General features: G+C 61.8%; 13 protein-coding genes. 7 read left to right on the top strand and 6 right to left on the bottom strand.

Annotation, left to right across the window (positions count from 1 at the left end; translation table 11 throughout):
• Nucleotides 1-131: 131 nt before the first annotated feature.
• Nucleotides 132-1229 carry an alpha/beta hydrolase fold domain-containing protein gene (locus tag ACZ2HM_RS22925; protein ID WP_470427101.1) on the bottom strand — a complete coding sequence of 366 codons (1098 nt, stop codon included), beginning with the start codon at nucleotides 1227-1229 and terminating at the stop codon, nucleotides 132-134.
• A gap of 77 nt (nucleotides 1230-1306) precedes the next feature.
• Here ACZ2HM_RS22925 and ACZ2HM_RS22930 point away from each other — a divergent pair, with 77 nt between their 5' ends.
• A complete protein-coding gene (locus ACZ2HM_RS22930) occupies nucleotides 1307-1762 on the top strand; it encodes a MarR family winged helix-turn-helix transcriptional regulator (protein WP_156106213.1) in 456 nt (151 codons plus the stop codon).
• A 4-nt stretch (nucleotides 1763-1766) separates the two neighbouring features.
• On the opposite strand, the gene ACZ2HM_RS22935 is transcribed toward ACZ2HM_RS22930, so the two are convergent.
• The gene (locus ACZ2HM_RS22935; protein WP_037476492.1) at nucleotides 1767-2549 is read right to left on the bottom strand and encodes an SDR family NAD(P)-dependent oxidoreductase; all 783 of its coding nucleotides are present in this window, start codon (nucleotides 2547-2549) and stop codon (nucleotides 1767-1769) included.
• Nucleotides 2550-2700: 151 nt separating this feature from the next.
• Here ACZ2HM_RS22935 and ACZ2HM_RS22940 point away from each other — a divergent pair, with 151 nt between their 5' ends.
• The gene (locus ACZ2HM_RS22940; protein ID WP_037476493.1) at nucleotides 2701-3609 is read left to right on the top strand and encodes an SDR family NAD(P)-dependent oxidoreductase; all 909 of its coding nucleotides are present in this window, start codon (nucleotides 2701-2703) and stop codon (nucleotides 3607-3609) included.
• A gap of 3 nt (nucleotides 3610-3612) precedes the next feature.
• Here the strand turns inward: ACZ2HM_RS22940 and ACZ2HM_RS22945 are convergent, their stop codons facing one another.
• Together ACZ2HM_RS22945 and ACZ2HM_RS22950 are read right to left on the bottom strand one after the other, a co-directional pair.
• Nucleotides 3613-4887 (bottom strand): MFS transporter, encoded by a 1275-nt coding sequence (locus ACZ2HM_RS22945; RefSeq protein ID WP_470427341.1) that lies wholly within the window; start codon nucleotides 4885-4887, stop codon nucleotides 3613-3615.
• Nucleotides 4888-4924: 37 nt separating this feature from the next.
• Complete coding sequence (locus tag ACZ2HM_RS22950) at nucleotides 4925-5725, bottom strand: 2-keto-4-pentenoate hydratase (protein ID WP_470427102.1); 801 nt, start codon at nucleotides 5723-5725, stop codon at nucleotides 4925-4927.
• A 115-nt stretch (nucleotides 5726-5840) separates the two neighbouring features.
• Here ACZ2HM_RS22950 and ACZ2HM_RS22955 point away from each other — a divergent pair, with 115 nt between their 5' ends.
• From ACZ2HM_RS22955 to ACZ2HM_RS22970, 4 genes are all read left to right on the top strand, one after another.
• Nucleotides 5841-6893 carry a LacI family DNA-binding transcriptional regulator gene (locus ACZ2HM_RS22955; RefSeq protein WP_470427103.1) on the top strand — a complete coding sequence of 351 codons (1053 nt, stop codon included), beginning with the start codon at nucleotides 5841-5843 and terminating at the stop codon, nucleotides 6891-6893.
• Between the two features lie 65 nt (nucleotides 6894-6958).
• Complete coding sequence (gene kduI / locus ACZ2HM_RS22960) at nucleotides 6959-7798, top strand: 5-dehydro-4-deoxy-D-glucuronate isomerase (protein ID WP_037472820.1); 840 nt, start codon at nucleotides 6959-6961, stop codon at nucleotides 7796-7798.
• A 99-nt stretch (nucleotides 7799-7897) separates the two neighbouring features.
• Nucleotides 7898-8653 carry a 2-dehydro-3-deoxy-D-gluconate 5-dehydrogenase KduD gene (kduD, locus tag ACZ2HM_RS22965; RefSeq protein WP_470427104.1) on the top strand — a complete coding sequence of 252 codons (756 nt, stop codon included), beginning with the start codon at nucleotides 7898-7900 and terminating at the stop codon, nucleotides 8651-8653.
• Between the two features lie 101 nt (nucleotides 8654-8754).
• A complete protein-coding gene (locus tag ACZ2HM_RS22970; protein ID WP_470427105.1) occupies nucleotides 8755-10296 on the top strand; it encodes a carboxylesterase/lipase family protein in 1542 nt (513 codons plus the stop codon).
• Nucleotides 10297-10334: 38 nt separating this feature from the next.
• Here ACZ2HM_RS22970 and ACZ2HM_RS22975 read toward each other — a convergent pair whose 3' ends face one another.
• Complete coding sequence (locus ACZ2HM_RS22975; RefSeq protein ID WP_037476821.1) at nucleotides 10335-10742, bottom strand: cupin domain-containing protein; 408 nt, start codon at nucleotides 10740-10742, stop codon at nucleotides 10335-10337.
• Complete coding sequence (locus ACZ2HM_RS22980) at nucleotides 10739-12169, bottom strand: pectate lyase family protein (RefSeq protein ID WP_470427106.1); 1431 nt, start codon at nucleotides 12167-12169, stop codon at nucleotides 10739-10741. The genes ACZ2HM_RS22975 and ACZ2HM_RS22980 overlap by 4 nt, the downstream gene beginning before the upstream one ends.
• 443 nt (nucleotides 12170-12612) lie before the next feature.
• Between ACZ2HM_RS22980 and ACZ2HM_RS22985 the strand changes: the two genes are divergently transcribed.
• Entirely contained in the window at nucleotides 12613-15456 is a 2844-nt protein-coding gene (locus ACZ2HM_RS22985) for a TonB-dependent receptor (RefSeq protein WP_470427342.1), read from the top strand.
• Nucleotides 15457-15514 lie beyond the last annotated feature (58 nt).

The following is a 15514-nucleotide window of genomic DNA, read 5'->3' on the forward strand; positions in this document are numbered from 1 at the left end:
GGTGAATCAAGCACAGTGCAGCGCTCCTGTGAATCCCTAATTTCCGCCGAGTCGCACTTTGTCGCGCGTGACACTTTGCCCATCGGTAAAGTGTCACGCGCGAGACTTTGCCAGAGGGCCACCTTTGCCGCCTAGCGTTCGAGGTTCAGGTGACGGGTGAAGAAACGCGCCATGACGTCGAACGCCTCGCGTGATTCAGGCAAGGCCGGATCGTAGAAAAAGGCATGGCCCAGGCCATCCCAGATATGCAGGTCGGCATCGACCCCGGCCTTCACCAGTTCCTTATGCGTGTTGACCGCCGCGCTCATCTCGAACGCGCGCGTTCCCGTGATCACCAGCGTTGGCGGAAACTGCGCCAAGGTCGCGGGGGACTCGATCGGGGAAACGAAGGGATCGGACAGGTCGATATCCTTGAAATAGGCGCGACTATCCTCGCGCTGCGCCAAGGCCTGGAACGGGCGCCCGAACGCACGGCTGTCACCGCCCCACCGTGCATCGGCCGACGCACAGAAGATGCCGATCGCCGCTGGCAGGGGCAGTTTGTCGCGCACCAGCGCCGCGATCGTTTCCGCCGTCAGCAATCCGCCTGCCGAACAGCCGAATATCGCGATATCCTGTGGTTTGTGGGTCTTGAGCAATGCGCGATAGACGGTCAGCACGTCCTGCGTTGCGGCCGGGTAGACATGTTCGGGCGCCTGCCGATAAGTGATGCTGACGATCTCCACCCCGGCAAGACCCGCAAGCGGGATGGATTCGATCATGCCCGTTCCCGGCGCGGCGCCCATGACGAAGCCGCCACCGGGCAGATTGAGCAGGATCTTGGTCCGGTTCGCCTGCGGGACACCGCCTGCCGGTGTCGCGCGAACGGCGGGGACGCCTGCGATCTCCGTCTCTTGCGTGGTCACCTTGTACATCTGTTTCAGCGCATCAATGCGTGGCGCCATGAGCTGCGGCATACGCGCGCGCAACGCACCAGCCTGACCGGCCGCGACGGCGCGCATCATCGGTTCTTCGGGGTCGGACGGTGTCCGCGGCAGCGCCTTCTTCGCCGCCTCGCTCAGATAATCCGACGGCGGCAAGCGGAAGGACGGCACCACGACCGTACCGTCCGGCTCGATCGTGCCGGGTCCGCCCACGGGTGGCGTCTGGGCAAAAGCGGCGCCGATACACAGCGCACAAGCCGAAGTGGCCAAGAAAACCGTTTTAATTCCGTTGGATAGTCTGGACATGCTCATCTCCTATGACTTATGTTATGAAACATAACATACAGACTTGAGTGGGGAGGGCAAGCAGACTATTGAAACCTATGTCCGTGTCGCTGTCCGCTTTATCCGATCTGGTCGATCCGCTCGACACTCTGCTCAGCTATCATCTGCGCCGCACCACCACGGCGGCGACCGCCGCTCTGGCGAATATGCTTCAGCCTCTGGAACTCAATGTCAGTGAAGCGACGCTGCTGCTGTTCCTAGGCGCGAACCAGGGCTGTACCCAAAGCGACATCGGCCGCGCTTTGCGCGCCCAGCCCGCCAATCTGGTGCCGCTGATCAACAAACTGGCGTTGCTCGGCGCGCTGGACAAACAGCCGGGGAAGGGGCGGGCGATCGCCCTGTCGCTGTCGGACGAAGGCCAACAGCTCCATGCAAAAGTGCAGCAGGCTTTCGCGCGCCATGAAGAGGCGATCGGCCGTTCCATACCACCGGAACGCCGGGACGAGATATTGGCGCTACTCCGCCAGGTCTGCCGCGACGCCTGCCACCCCTGATCGATCATTCAGCGTCGGGTTCCACCCACTTGGTGGTCAGTGCGCGGGGTGAGAGATATTTGGTGGTGGTCCAGCCGCCATCCACCACGATCGTCTGCCCATTGATGAACCCCGCGCCCGGCGAACAAAGAAAGGCGATCGTGCTGGCGATATCCTCGACTTCGCCCAATCGGGGGAAGGGCGTCGTTTCGACATTCACCCGCTTGAACATCTCATCGTCGAACCGGTGCCGCACCATGTCGGTCATGGTGACGCCGGGCGCGACGCAATTGGCGCGAATACCGCGTGGACCATAATCGCAGGCGATATGCTGGGTCAGCGCGCCAAGGCCGCCCTTGGCCGCCGAATAAGCGCCGCCCCGCCGCCCGCCGATCATCGCATAGGTCGAACTGACATTCACGATGCCACAGCCATCCCCCATATGGCCAATGACTTCGCGACACAGGCGGAACGGCGCGCGGAGCATCAGTCCCAGAAAATAGTCGAGCGTTTCGTCATCGGTTTCATGCAGCGGCTTGGGGCTGCCTGCACCGGCATTGTTTACCAGGAAGTCGATCCGGCCGAAGCGGTCGAGCGCCAGAGCGACGATGCGGGCAGGCGCATCGTCGGCGGTGATATCGACCGAGAGCGTCGCGATCCGCGTCGGATCGCCGATCACCTGTTCCAGCGTCGCCAGCTTGTCCACGTCGCGCCCGACCCCCACGATCGCCATGCCGGCCTCCGCCAGCATCTTGGCGGTGGCAAGACCAATGCCGCTGCCCGCCCCGGTGATGATCGCAACCTGCATCGTTCATGTCCCTCTATCTGTCTTGAGCCTTTCCTATCGCGCCAGGACCGTCATCGCGAACCGCTGGAGCGATGCCTTGTCGGCCTGTCTTGAACGGGCGGATGCACCGGGTAACCCATCGGCGCGACAACCAGACGAGAAGGATAGGGCCATGGCAGAGCTACGTTTCGACGGGCGCGTCGCCGTCATCACCGGTGCAGGTCGTGGCCTGGGCCGCGCCTATGCGCTGTTGCTGGCCGCCCGCGGCGCGAAGGTGATCGTCAATGATCCGGGTGGCGCGATCCGGGGCGAGGGCGGCGATGCCGGACCCGCAGCCGATGTCGTGGCGGAGATCGAGGCCTTGGGTGGTGAAGCGATCGCCTGCACCGAATCGGTCGCAACGCCCGAAGGCGGCCGCGCCATCATCGACTGCGCGCTCGACCATTATGGCCGCATCGATATGCTGATCCATAATGCGGGGAATGTGCGCTACGGGTCGATGAAGGAATTAAGCCAGGATGATTTCGACGCCGTCCTAGACGTCCATCTGCGCGGCGCTTTTCACGTTGCCCGGCCCGCCTTTCCGATCATGTGCAGCGCGGGCTATGGCCGGATCGTGCTGACGTCTTCGATCGGCGGGCTCTACGGCAATGCACATTGCGTCAATTACGCCATGTCCAAATCCGGCATGATCGGCCTCAACAATATTTTGGCGCTGGAGGGGGAGGCGCAGGGCGTCCGGTCCAATATCATCGTGCCCGGTGCCGTCACCCGCATGGCCGATGGGATCGACGTGTCGGCTTATCCGCCGATGGGGCCTGAACTGGTCGCGCCCGTCGTCGGCTGGCTGGCGCATCAGGATTGCTCGATCACCGGCCAGATGCTGGCCTCGATCGCGGGGCGTATCGCGCGGGTTTTCGTGGCGGAAAGCAAGGGTGTTTATCAACCCGACTGGTCGATCGAGGATGTCGGTAGCCAAATCGACGCCATCATGGACAGCGCCGATCCGCTCGATTTCGGCCTGCACGGCCATGTCGACCATATCCGCTACAGCTTCGAACGGGCCGTAGCGGGGGCCTGAGGATCAGGTCGATACGCTAACCCGCTCCAGGCGGGGCGAGAGCAGGTGGACGGCGGCTAGCGCAACGAAATAGGCACTGCCCGCGACGGCAAAGAGCGGCGTGTAGCTGCCGATGCCGTCGAGGATATAGCCTGCATATTTGGCCATGACCATGCCGCCGATCGCGCCCACGGTCCCACCGATGCCGACCACCGACCCAACGGCACCACGCGGAAACAAGTCCGATGGCAGGGTGTAGAGATTGGCCGAGAAAGCCTGATGCGCGGCCGTGGCGATGCCGATTACCAGCACGGCAAGCCAGAGATTATCGATCGACTGTGCAAAGAAGATCGGCAGCACGGCAAAGGCGCATAGCAACATGGTGAGTTTGCGCGCCGCGTTGACGCTCTTGCCCGCCTTCATCAGCCTTCCAGACATCCAGCCGCCGAAGATGCTGCCACCGTCCGAGAGAAGGTAGATGGCGACCAGCGGCGGCCCGAAGCTGATGAGATCAAGACCATAGCGGGTGCCGAGATAGCCGGGCAGCCAGAAGAGGAAGAACCACCAGATCGGGTCGATGCAGAATTTGCCGATGGCATAGGCCCAAGTCTCCTTGATCGTGATGAGCTTGGCCCAGCCGATGGGTTCGACCGGATCGGCGGGATCCTGGCGGATATAGGCGAGTTCATCCGCCGTTACCTTGGGATGCTGATCCGGCCTGCGGTAGAAGACCAGCCAAGCGATGAGCCAGACGATGCCGAAAATGCCGGTGGCATAAAAGGCGACGCGCCAGCCATAGGCGACGGTCAACCATGGCACGAGCAAAGGCGTGATGATCGCACCGATATTGGCCCCAGCGTTGAACAGGCCGATCGCAAAGGCGCGCTCCTTTTGCGGGAACCATTCGGTCACCGCCTTGATGCCTGCGGGGAAATTGCCCGACTCGCCAATGCCAAGGCCAAAGCGCGCCATGGCGAATTGGGTGACACCATAGACGCCGCCATGCGCCATATGCGCGATGGTCCAGATGGTGACCGCGATGGCGTAGCCAAAGCGCGCGCCTATGACATCGACGATCCGGCCGAAACCGAGATAACCGATCGCATAGGCAGCCTGAAACCAGAAGACGATATTGGCATAGTCGGTTTCCGACCATTGCATCTCTGCTGACAGGGTCGGCTTCAGCACGCCGATCATCTGTCGATCGACATAGTTGATCGCGGTGGCCGCGAACAACAGCGCCACCACCACCCAGCGATAGCGGCCGACCGGCGGACCCTGCACCCCTGCTTCGTTCATCATCCTGGCTCCTGGTCTTTTATATGGTGTCAGAGGTTCAGCGTGGCGGCTGCGCCTCGATCGTGCAATGCAGTGTCCCCAAGGGACCAAAATCGGTTTCCACCGCTTGCCCGGCACGAACCGGATGGACGCCCGTCACCGCGCCGGTTGAAATCCACCAACCCGGTTGAATGGTGATCCCGCGCGCGATCAGATTTTCCAGCAAAAAGCTGACTGATCCGATCGCGCCTCGGTTGAACGCTGCGGCCGTGCCAGACCCAACGTCCACGCCGTCGATCCGGGTCGTCACCCGCTGATCCGCATAGGCCCCGCTGCGCCAATCGGGGATGGCAGGGCCGATCAACAGACCATTATTATTACCGAAGTCCGAGATCGTGACGGCAGGCCCCATCTCGTTGATCCCGGCGAAGGGCGAGCTGGCGATTTCGATACCGATATGCACGGCATCGATATGGTCCGCCGCTTCCTCCAGCGTGAAGCTGATCTGGTCCGGGCGTGGAACAGTGCCGATACGAAACAGATATTCGGCTTCCACCGCGCCGAACCCCCTGGCGAAAACCAGGCCTGTGGATTGGCTGGTGGCAGGAAAGACGGTGGGCGAGAAAATGGGACCGGCGAGGCGATCGCACCCATAGCGGTCGGCAAGCGGAGGCAGGATGCGCCCGACCTTCCAGCCCGCAATAGCATCAGACGTATGCGCAAGAGCGGTATCCTGGATGACATAGGCTTCCTCAAGCGTCGCCGGGGCATCGCCGGGATAATCATCGAAGCCCGTCGCAGCCTTGCGCATTGCCAGGAAATGGGTGGCAATCATTTGGGCCATGCTGCTTGCACTCACGGGTTAATCCTCTTCATCCTATCTGACCTTAACGCTATAGGAAACCGGTGTCATTGACAAGCCGGATCGCGGCGCTGCGTGGTGGCGGGCGTGAAAAACTCCACTATAAGGCTGTATGGCAAAGCAGAATCAGGATGAGGGCCAGACGGCCAAGCTGACGATCAACGACATCGCCAGCATGGCGGGCGTGTCGAAAAAGACGGTCAGCCGCGTCATTAATCGCTCGCCGTTACTCAACCGGGAAACGCGTGACAAGGTCGAGGCGATCATCCGCGAAACCGGTTATGTGCCCAATCCGCAAGCGCGTGCATTGGCGCTGGGGCGCAATTTCCTGATCGGGCTGGTCTATGACAATCCCAATGCGCAGATGATCCTGTCGATGCAGCGCGGCGTATTGGAGGCATTGCATGGGACGGAGTTCGAACTGGTGATTCGTCCGGTCGATCGCGGATCGAACCAGGTGATGGACGATATTCGTGGCTTCGTGTCGCGCCAGCGCCTGTTCGGTGTCGTCATTCTACCGCCCATGTCGGAAAATGACGCTCTTGCGCGGATGCTGGACGAGGAAGGCTGCCGCTATGTGCGCATGGGATCGGCCGTGCTGGACGACCCGGAGCATATGGTGGCGTCGAACGACCGGGAAGCGGTGGCAGAGGCGGTGCGTTATCTCATCGTGCAAGGGCATCGGCGGATCGGCCTGATCGCCGGGCCCCACGGGTTTCGGTCGGCCAAGGAGCGGCGGGACGGCTTTGAACTGGCGCTAGCCGAAGCGGGGATCAGCCTACCGCGCAGTTTGATCGCGGACGGGCAATATACGTTCGAATCGGGACAATCGGCATCGGAAAGTCTCTTCGATCTGTCGCCAAGACCCACCGCTATCTTTGCCAGCAATGATGAAATGGCGGCGGGCGTTCTTTATGCGGCGCGCCAGCGGGGCATCGCCGTGCCGGAGGAATTGTCGATCATCGGCTTCGACGATACGCCCCTGACCACGCGGGTATGGCCGCCGCTGAGCACGGTGCGCTGGCCGATCGTAGCGATGGGGCGCGCGGCGGCGCTCAAGCTGATCGGAACGGCGATCGGCGAAGGATCGGAGGTGAATGAGCCGTCGATGTTCAGTTCGACCCTGATCCGTCGTGCATCGGTTGCGCCACCCGCTTCATCCTGATAGACGGTTGCTCATGACACCGGTGTCTGACGACGCCGCAAGCAGTGCAAGGAAGAGGACCAATCATGTTCGACAAGACCTATTACGCGACGCACCCCGACATGATGGAATGCGTGTCGAACGAGGAATTGCGCGATCGCTATTTGATCGGCGGGTTGTTCCGCGATGGCGAGTGCGTGCTGAACTATACCCATGCCGACCGTTTCGTGATTGGCGGGGTTGCGGTAGCGGAGGCGCCGGTCGCGTTGCCAGCGCAGACCGAGCCTGCTTCGGCGGCAGGGCATCCTTTCCTCGAACGGCGCGAAATGGCGGTGGTTAACGTTTCGAACGTCGAAGGCACCGTCACCGTCGATGGCGAGCGCTTCACGCTGGGCAACAAGGATTGCCTCTATGTCACCATGGGCGCGAAGGATGTGCAGTTTGCCGGTGCAGGCGCGCGCTTCTATCTCGCGTCCTGCCCGGCGCATAAGGGGTTCACCACCCGCAAGCTCGGCATCGCCGATGCCAATGCGCTCGAACGCGGCTCCCTCGAAGAATCCAACGAACGGACGATCTTTCAGCTCGTCATCCCCGGCATCTGCGACAGCGCACAATTGGTCATGGGGCTGACTGTGCTCAAGCCGGGTTCGGTGTGGAACACCATGCCCCCGCATATCCATGAGCGGCGCAGCGAGATTTATTTCTACTTCGAGCTGGATGGGCCGTCGGATCGCGTCTTCCACTATATGGGCGAAGGCGATGCGATGCGGCATATCGTCATAGCCAATGAGGAAGCGGTGATCTCGCCACCCTGGTCGGTGCATATGGGGTCGGGCACCAAGGCCTATGCCTTCATCTGGGCGATGGCGGGTGAAAACCAGGATTATACCGACATGAATGTGCTGGATATCTGCCAGCTCGCCTGAACCAAAGTGGGAGCGCCGTTCGTGTCGAGCGAAGTCGAGACACGCTCGCACAGCGCCTCGACAGGTTTCTCGACTTCGCTCGAAATGAACGGAATTATTGTGACCAACCCCTTTGATCTGAGCGGCCAAGTCGCCATCGTCACCGGCGCGAATACCGGCATTGGCCAGGCCATCGCCCTGTCGCTGGCTGCGGCCGGTGCGGACATTGCCGCGGTCGGCCGCACCCCGGCGCAGGAAACCGTCGACAAGGTCCGCGCGCTTGGGCGTAAGGCGGAGATCATCTCCGCCGATCTCTCGACCATAGAGCCGGTCCAGCGCGTGGTGGACGAGACGCTGGAAAAGCTCGGCGGGCTGCACATCCTCGTCAACAATGCCGGGATCATCCGCCGTGCCGACAGCGTCGACTTTACCGAGGCGGATTGGGACGCCGTGATCGACACCAATCTCAAGGTGCTGTTCTTCCTGTGTCAGGCGGCGGGTCGCCATATGATCGGCCAAGGCGCAGGCAAGATCATCAACATCGCCTCGCTCTTGTCCTTCCAGGGCGGCATCCGCGTACCAAGCTACACCGCGTCCAAGAGCGGCGTCGCTGGCCTGACCAAGCTGCTGGCGAACGAATGGGCGGCCAAGGGTGTCAACGTCAACGCCATCGCGCCAGGCTATATCGCCACCAACAACACCGCCGCGCTGCAGGCCGACGAGACCCGTAATCGCCAGATTCAGGAACGCATCCCGGTCGGCCGCTGGGGCGATCCGTCCGACATTGGCGGGGCGGCCGTGTTCCTCGCGTCGAGCGCGGCGGGCTATATTCACGGGCATACCCTCGCCGTTGATGGCGGATGGCTCGCGCGCTGATCGCCTGACCCGCGCGAAGCAACGCCCTTCGACAGGCTCAGGGCGAACGGACGATCGAACAGAGGAGGGATAACCCTCCCAACCCACATCATGGAGGATGGATGCCCGATATCGACAGGCGTGCTTTCGTGGGCTCAGCCCTGATCCTGGGTACGAGTCCGGCCGTGGCCGCGCAACGCGACCCGGTTGTTTCGACGCGACAAGGGCACATCCGGGGTTTGCGCGAAGGCGGGCTGCAGGTGTTTCGCGGCATTCGCTATGGTCAAGATACGCGGTCGCGGCGCTTTCGCGCGCCAGTCGCGCCACAGGCTTGGTCCGGTGTCATCGACGCTGTGCGGTTTGGGCCATCCTGTCCACAGCGGGCCAAGCAGGAGGCGACCAGCGAAGATTGCCTGTTCCTCAATATCTGGACGCCGGGGCTGGAGCGACAAGCGAAGCGTCCGGTGATGCTGTATATCCATGGCGGCGCCTATGCCAATGGCAGCGTCGTCGATACGCTGAATGACGGGCGGCATCTGGCAGCGGCTGGCGATGTGGTCGTGGTCACGGTCAATCATCGGCTCAATGCGTTGGGCTATCTCTATCTTGCCCGGTTGGATTCGAGGTTTGCCGATAGTGGCAATGTGGGGCAGTTGGACCTGATGCTGGCGCTACGCTGGATAAGGGACAATATCGCGGCATTTGGTGGCAATCCCGCCAATGTGACTGTGTTCGGCCAGTCCGGCGGCGGGGCTAAGATCGCGACGATGATGGCAATGTCAGCCGCCAAAGGCCTGTTCCACCGGGCGATCACGATGAGCGGGCAGCAGGTGACGGCGAGCGGCCCGATCAATGCGTCGCGACGGACGATGGCTTATTTGGATCATTTGGGGGTAAAGCCGGATGCGCTCGAACCCTTGCTGATCATGCCGGTCGAGCGGCTGATCGAAGGGTTGGCGGCTACTGATCCGATATTGGGCGGCGGCGTCTATATGGGGCCAGTGCTGGATATGCGCTGGCTGAAGCGGCATCCCTTCTGGCCCGACGCCGCGCCGCAGGGCAATGCGATCCCGATGATGCTCGGCAATACATTGGACGAGACGCGGGCCTTTATCGATCCTGATGGGCCTTTGGTCGAGGGGCTGGATTGGAGCAATCTGGCGGACCGGATGGCTGGCGAATTGCGGATCGATCTGTTGCCCGAATGGATCGTGGATCAGTATCGCGCACGCTTTCCTGATTGGTCGGCCGAACGGATCTTCTATGCCGCGACCACGGCGGGCCGTAGCTGGCCGGGGCAAGTCATCGAAGCGGAGGCGCGGGCGCGGGCGGATGCGCCGACCTGGGTCTATCAGGTGGATTTCCAATCGCCGACGCAGCCCCGGCGGGGGGCGCCGCACACGATGGATATTGCGCTGGCCTTTGGGACGCTGGAGGCGCCGGGATCTCTTACCGGCACGGGTGCGGGCGCGCGGGCCGCTAGTGAAGCGATGATGGCGCGCTTCGTGGCATTCGCGCGGAAGGGACGGGCCGATTGGCTGCAATATCGGCTCGACCGGCGCGCGACGATGATATTCGATCGGGTGAGCCGCGTGGAGGATGATCCGCGCGGTTGGGAGCGCGAATTATTTGCGCGCGCACCCTATATCCAGCCGGGAATGTGAGCCTCGATACATATGCTCAGCATATTTCGTTGGCAGGCCTATCTCGCTTTACCGTCGGCATGGGGCTTGACCGGATAGCTGATGATCAGGGCCAAAGGCTCTTCTCCCGTCTGCCGAATGCCGACGACCGCGCCGTCGTAGAGATAGGCGGCCATGCCGGGTGTCAGGGTGTGGGTCTTGCCGTCCGACGTCACTTCGCCGGTACCGTACAGGACATAATAGACTTCATCATGGGCTATCGGGTGAAGGCCGATGGCTGCCCCGACATGGAGGATGCGCTTGCGGAACTCCATGGTGCGAGGCTGGGGGACGATGTCGCTGATCCGATAGGCCGTGCTGGCCCCAATCGCGCCATGGGGCGGAGGTTCTTCGACACGCACGCTTTGTTCATCGACAACGACCATGGGCGGCGCTGCAGCAAGGAGCAGGGGGAGAAGAGGGGTCATCGGCGACTGGCCGATGCGTCGCCCTGGCGCATCATTTTGTCGCGATCCGAGAGATGTTCCGCGACGTCCTCGGTCTGGCCAGGATACCGCCCCGACTTCGGTTCCATCGTGTCGAGATTCCAGTCGGCTTCTACAAATGGCGCGCGGGTTTGCGCCATTTTGGGGTAGCCGCCGACTTCGCGTTCATCGTCGATGATGGTCCCGCGACCTTCCGCGACGAAGAAGAGGACACGCAAATCGTCGGCATCGCGATCCCAAGGACGGGCACCGGCCTGATCCAGCACATGGGTTTCGACGTCGCGCACGGGCAGAACCTGGGTGCCGGGCCACCAGATCGGCGGGGTTGCGACTTCGTTCAGCTTGGCGCGGGTTTCGCCGTAGCGGCCGAACATGGGAAGAGCGACGCCGAAGCGATCGACGGCGAGGTTATCCTTGCCATGATAGTCCAGGTCGCCATCGCCGCCCAATGTCAGAAAGGGCAGGCGTGGAGCGGTTGATACGCCCCCGCGCAGGACATTGCCGACCGCGGCGATCTTGCCCGTCTGATAGGGGTGATCGCCCCATTCGAGCGCCATGAGGTTGTAATGAACCGCCCGCTCACCCGGATTATAGAGAATATTGTTCACCATCGCGACCTGGCCACCGCCCTTCACTAGCGGGTTGCGCTCGACATTATGGGCATAAAGGTTCCGATAGATCAGTATCTGGCTGGCATTGTCGTGAATCAGCGTCCCTTTGCTATGTTCGCCCTTGGGGTGGCTGGCGTCGGCAAGGCCTTCGGCCGCGATATTATAGGAAAATGTGATCGCGTGGCTGGTTCCCTTGCGCCAGTCTTCGGGCGTGTTGCCGGTAAAGCGAGGGCCGGAAGCGGACATATTTTCGTCGATCGCCCAGGTGAAGCTGCAATGGTCGATCACGACATGATGCGCCGCAACGGTGGAAAGAGAGTCGGCTTCCCAACCGCTTAATTTGGGTTGCCCATCCACACCGGTACGGATGCGAATGTGGCGGACGACGACATCATGGGTCGCGATGTCGATACCTGTCTTGATGAGGGTGATGCCCGGCGAAGGGGCGGTTTGACCGGCGATGGTGACGAAGGGCTCGGTGATCTTGAGCGTTTGGCGGCCCATGTCGATGATGCCGCCCACTTCGAACACGATGATTCGCGGGCCTCTGGCTTCCAATGCCGCCTTGAAACTGCCAGGGCCGTCAGCGGCCAAGGTGGTGACGCGCAAGATGCGGCCGCCACGTCCCCCCGGCGTTGTCGCAGCCCATCCTACCGCGCCCGGAAAGGCGGTGGCGGACTGGCTTGCGGGGGCGGTTTGTGGGCCGGGTTGGGCGCTGGCGGACTGGCTTGCCATGAGTTGGGCCAGGGCCAGGGCCAACAACATCCATTGGGGGCGGGGCCGGTTGAGTGTCGGCATGGTTATCAGTCTCCTCTCATCTCTGGTGTGCCACCGCCGGGCGGCATGATCAACCGTCGTTTGACACCGGTGTCTGAAAAAAGATGGCTTGTTGAGCGGTAGGGGCGATGGATGCCCCTGGCCGGTGGTGCCTAGCAACCAGACGCGCCGAATTTGGCAAGTATTGGACGCATAGACCTTTCGCGTAGACCGAAGCTTAATGAGGAGCGGGGGATAAAAGGCATTGGTGACGACATAAATTGCCACAGGATATTGACAGGCGGAAACACGACGCGCATTTATGACACCGGTTTCCAATGACGCCAACGGATCAGCAAAAGCTGGCGGCGCATGGGTGGGAGAGGATAGCGGCCCCGTCGCGCCTGCTCTCGCCCCCGACGAATCAGGGCCGTCCCGCCACCCGCGGATGACGGCCGCAACAGGGAAGGAGCGACAAGGTGACGATGCTAAAGGGCGACAATCAAAGCCGGAACAGGCGCGGAGCGCGTTTGTGGCTGGCGGGATCTTCCATCGCGGCCATGATGTTGGCGATGCCGGGCGGCGCGCTGGCACAAGATGGCGCGCCACAAACGGCGGCGGACGAAGAAGTGGCGGACATCGTCGTCACCGGCTTTCGCGAATCCCTGGGCGCGGCGATCAACCTGAAACGTCAGTCGGTCGGTTCGGTGGATGCGATCGTGGCGGAAGATATCGCCAAATTCCCGGACCAGAATCTAGCGGAATCGCTCCAGCGCATTCCCGGTATTTCGATCCAGCGTGACGGTGGCGAAGGCCGCGCCATCACCGTGCGCGGGTTGGGCGCGCAGTTCACCCGTGTCCGCGTGAACGGGATGGAAACCGTGGCGACATCGACCGATGGAGCCAGTGCCAACCGAGACCGTGCCTTCGATTTCAACGTGTTCGCGTCCGAACTTTTCAGCTCGCTGGTCGTCCACAAGACCGCCGAGGCATCGCTCGACGAGGGTTCGCTCGGCGCGGTAGTCGATTTGAACACCGGCAATCCGCTGGCGGGCAAGGATGGCTTCACCTTCGTCGGATCGGCGACGGCCTCCTATAATGACCTGTCGAAGAAATGGGGGCCGCGTCTGGCGGGCCTGATGTCTTGGAAATCGCCGGACGGTCGGTGGGGCGTGGCGCTGTCAGCCGCTTATTCCAAGCTCGACACGCTTCAGATGGGTAATAATACGGTGCGCTGGTCGCAAGCCCGGTTCGACAGTGTCGACGGCACGCCATGCTTCACGCAACCCAATAGCGGCGGCACCTATCTGCCCAGCGCCGGTTGCGATGAAGCCGCGCTCGCTTTCCATCCACGTATCCCCCGCTATGGCGAAATCGCGCAGGAACGTGAGCGTCTGGGTATTACCGGTTCGATCCAGTGGGCACCGTCCGATGCGACCAAAGTGTCGATCGACGGTCTGTTCTCCCGCTTCCGTGAAACCCGCGAAGAGAAGTGGGGCGAAGTGCTGCTTCGGTCGAACGAGCGATCGATCGACGTCGTGAACCCGGTCTATGACAGCAATAATAACCTGGTGTCGGCGACGCTGAACGACGCCTGGGTGCGGACTGAACATTATCTGCGCAAATCCCAGACGAAATTCTACCAGTTGGGTGCGACCTGGGACCAGGATGTCAGCGATAGCTTCCGCTTCACGCTGCTGGGCGGCTTCTCCAAGTCGGATGCCTCGATCCCGGTCGAGACGACTTTGGTGTTCGACGATCGCGATGCGCAGGGCTATAGCTATGACTATAGCAATATGAAGCGCCCCGTGCTGACGTTTGGAACCAGCGTGACCGATCCGGCCAATTTCCAATTGTCGGAAATTCGTGATCGCCCATCTTCGACGGTCAACAAATTCCGTACCGCGCAACTGCGGACCGAATGGGATGTGACGGAGGGCTTCACGGTCAAGGCGGGCGCAGTCTATCGCCGCTTCTCGTTCGATACCGAAAGCTTCACGCGCGATACGGTCGTCTGCGGCAATGGTGGTGTCGATCGGGTTCTGGGCACTCTGAATTGCTCGCCATCATCGGCATTTGGCCCGTCCGCCGTCTATGGTTTTCCGGTTAACGCCGCGCTGGCGGAAATGTTCAATCTCAAGGGCGCGAACGCACCGGCGGGTACCACGACGCAATGGCTGGTTCCCAATCTGGCAGCGGGGACCGACTTTACGAACCTTTATGGGCGCACCCCCACTATCGATGCCGGCAATACCCGCAGCGTGGTGGAAGAAACCAAGGGCGGCTATATCCAGTTCGACGCCAAGGGCGAGATTTTCGGACTGGAATATGCGGCCAATGCGGGCATCCGCTATGTCCGGACCAACCAGAGTTCGGTCGGCCTGAACAATGCGGTTCCGGTGGAGGTCTCGCGGTCCTATGAGGATTGGCTGCCCGCGATGAACATCGCCTTCTTCCCTCATCGGGATTTCGTGGTGCGCGCATCGGTGGCCGACGTGATGACGCGGCCTTCGCTGGGCAATCTGACGCCGGGCGGATCGGTCGATGGGTTCAACTATCGAGTCAGCTTCGGCAATCCCAACCTCAGTCCGTTCCGGGCGACGGCCTATGATCTCGCGCTGGAATGGTATTTCGCGCCGCAGTCGATCGCGTCCGTCGCCATATTCAAGAAGGATGTTCAGAGCTTCCCGATCGGCCAGACGATCAACGGCACTTTCGCCTCGACGGGTCTTCCCCTGTCCGTCATCCCGCCAAGCTCGCCAGCAGCAGGGCAGCCTGAGCGGGACGAAGGCTGGGCGATCAACACGATCGTCAACGGCACCGGTGCGAGCCTGAAGGGTATCGAATTGTCGGTGCAGGCACCCTTTACCTTCCTGCCCGGTTTCCTGTCCCGTTTCGGCGGCATCGCCAATGCGACCTTCGTGGACTCCAGCGCAGACTATAGGGTGGCGGGGCCAGCCGTGGTGCCGGGCGGTGGGACGGTGTCCTCGGTTCGCAATGCCACCCTGTTCGGCCTGTCGAAGCGGGCGTTCAACGGCACCATCTATTATGAAGATGCCAAGTTCAGCGCGCGCGTCTCGGCCAGCTATCGCAGCGGCTATATCGACCAAAATAGCGGCACGGGTAACGTGTTCGAAGGCTATAACAGCACGATCAACGTCGATGCGTCGATGCGCTACAAGCTGACCGACTGGATCGAATTGTCGCTGGAAGGCATCAACCTGACCGACGATTATCGCGATCGCTACACCGACCTCGACGCCAATCGCAATTATGAGCAGTTGCATTATGGGCGCACCATCCAGTTGGGGGCGCGCTTCAAGATGTAAGGCTCATGACCGGGTCGCCTCTGCACGGGCGGCCCGGTTTTTTTGGTTGGGAAAGACT

This window comes from Sphingobium sp. KKT206 (assembly GCF_055640555.1).

What these genes read in the sequence shown, in the direction of transcription:
- ACZ2HM_RS22985 (WP_470427342.1), top strand. Translation starts at nt 12,613, where the DNA reads ATGCTAAAGGGCGACAATCAAAGCCGGAACAGGCGCGGAGCGCGTTTG.
- ACZ2HM_RS22980 (WP_470427106.1), bottom strand. Translation starts at nt 12,169, where the DNA reads ATGCCGACACTCAACCGGCCCCGCCCCCAATGGATGTTGTTGGCCCTG.
- ACZ2HM_RS22940 (WP_037476493.1), top strand. Translation starts at nt 2,701, where the DNA reads ATGGCAGAGCTACGTTTCGACGGGCGCGTCGCCGTCATCACCGGTGCA.
- ACZ2HM_RS22930 (WP_156106213.1), top strand. Translation starts at nt 1,307, where the DNA reads ATGTCCGTGTCGCTGTCCGCTTTATCCGATCTGGTCGATCCGCTCGAC.
- ACZ2HM_RS22945 (WP_470427341.1), bottom strand. Translation starts at nt 4,887, where the DNA reads ATGAACGAAGCAGGGGTGCAGGGTCCGCCGGTCGGCCGCTATCGCTGG.
- ACZ2HM_RS22955 (WP_470427103.1), top strand. Translation starts at nt 5,841, where the DNA reads ATGGCAAAGCAGAATCAGGATGAGGGCCAGACGGCCAAGCTGACGATC.
- ACZ2HM_RS22935 (WP_037476492.1), bottom strand. Translation starts at nt 2,549, where the DNA reads ATGCAGGTTGCGATCATCACCGGGGCGGGCAGCGGCATTGGTCTTGCC.
- kduI (WP_037472820.1), top strand. Translation starts at nt 6,959, where the DNA reads ATGTTCGACAAGACCTATTACGCGACGCACCCCGACATGATGGAATGC.
- ACZ2HM_RS22970 (WP_470427105.1), top strand. Translation starts at nt 8,755, where the DNA reads ATGCCCGATATCGACAGGCGTGCTTTCGTGGGCTCAGCCCTGATCCTG.
- ACZ2HM_RS22975 (WP_037476821.1), bottom strand. Translation starts at nt 10,742, where the DNA reads ATGACCCCTCTTCTCCCCCTGCTCCTTGCTGCAGCGCCGCCCATGGTC.
- ACZ2HM_RS22925 (WP_470427101.1), bottom strand. Translation starts at nt 1,229, where the DNA reads ATGTCCAGACTATCCAACGGAATTAAAACGGTTTTCTTGGCCACTTCG.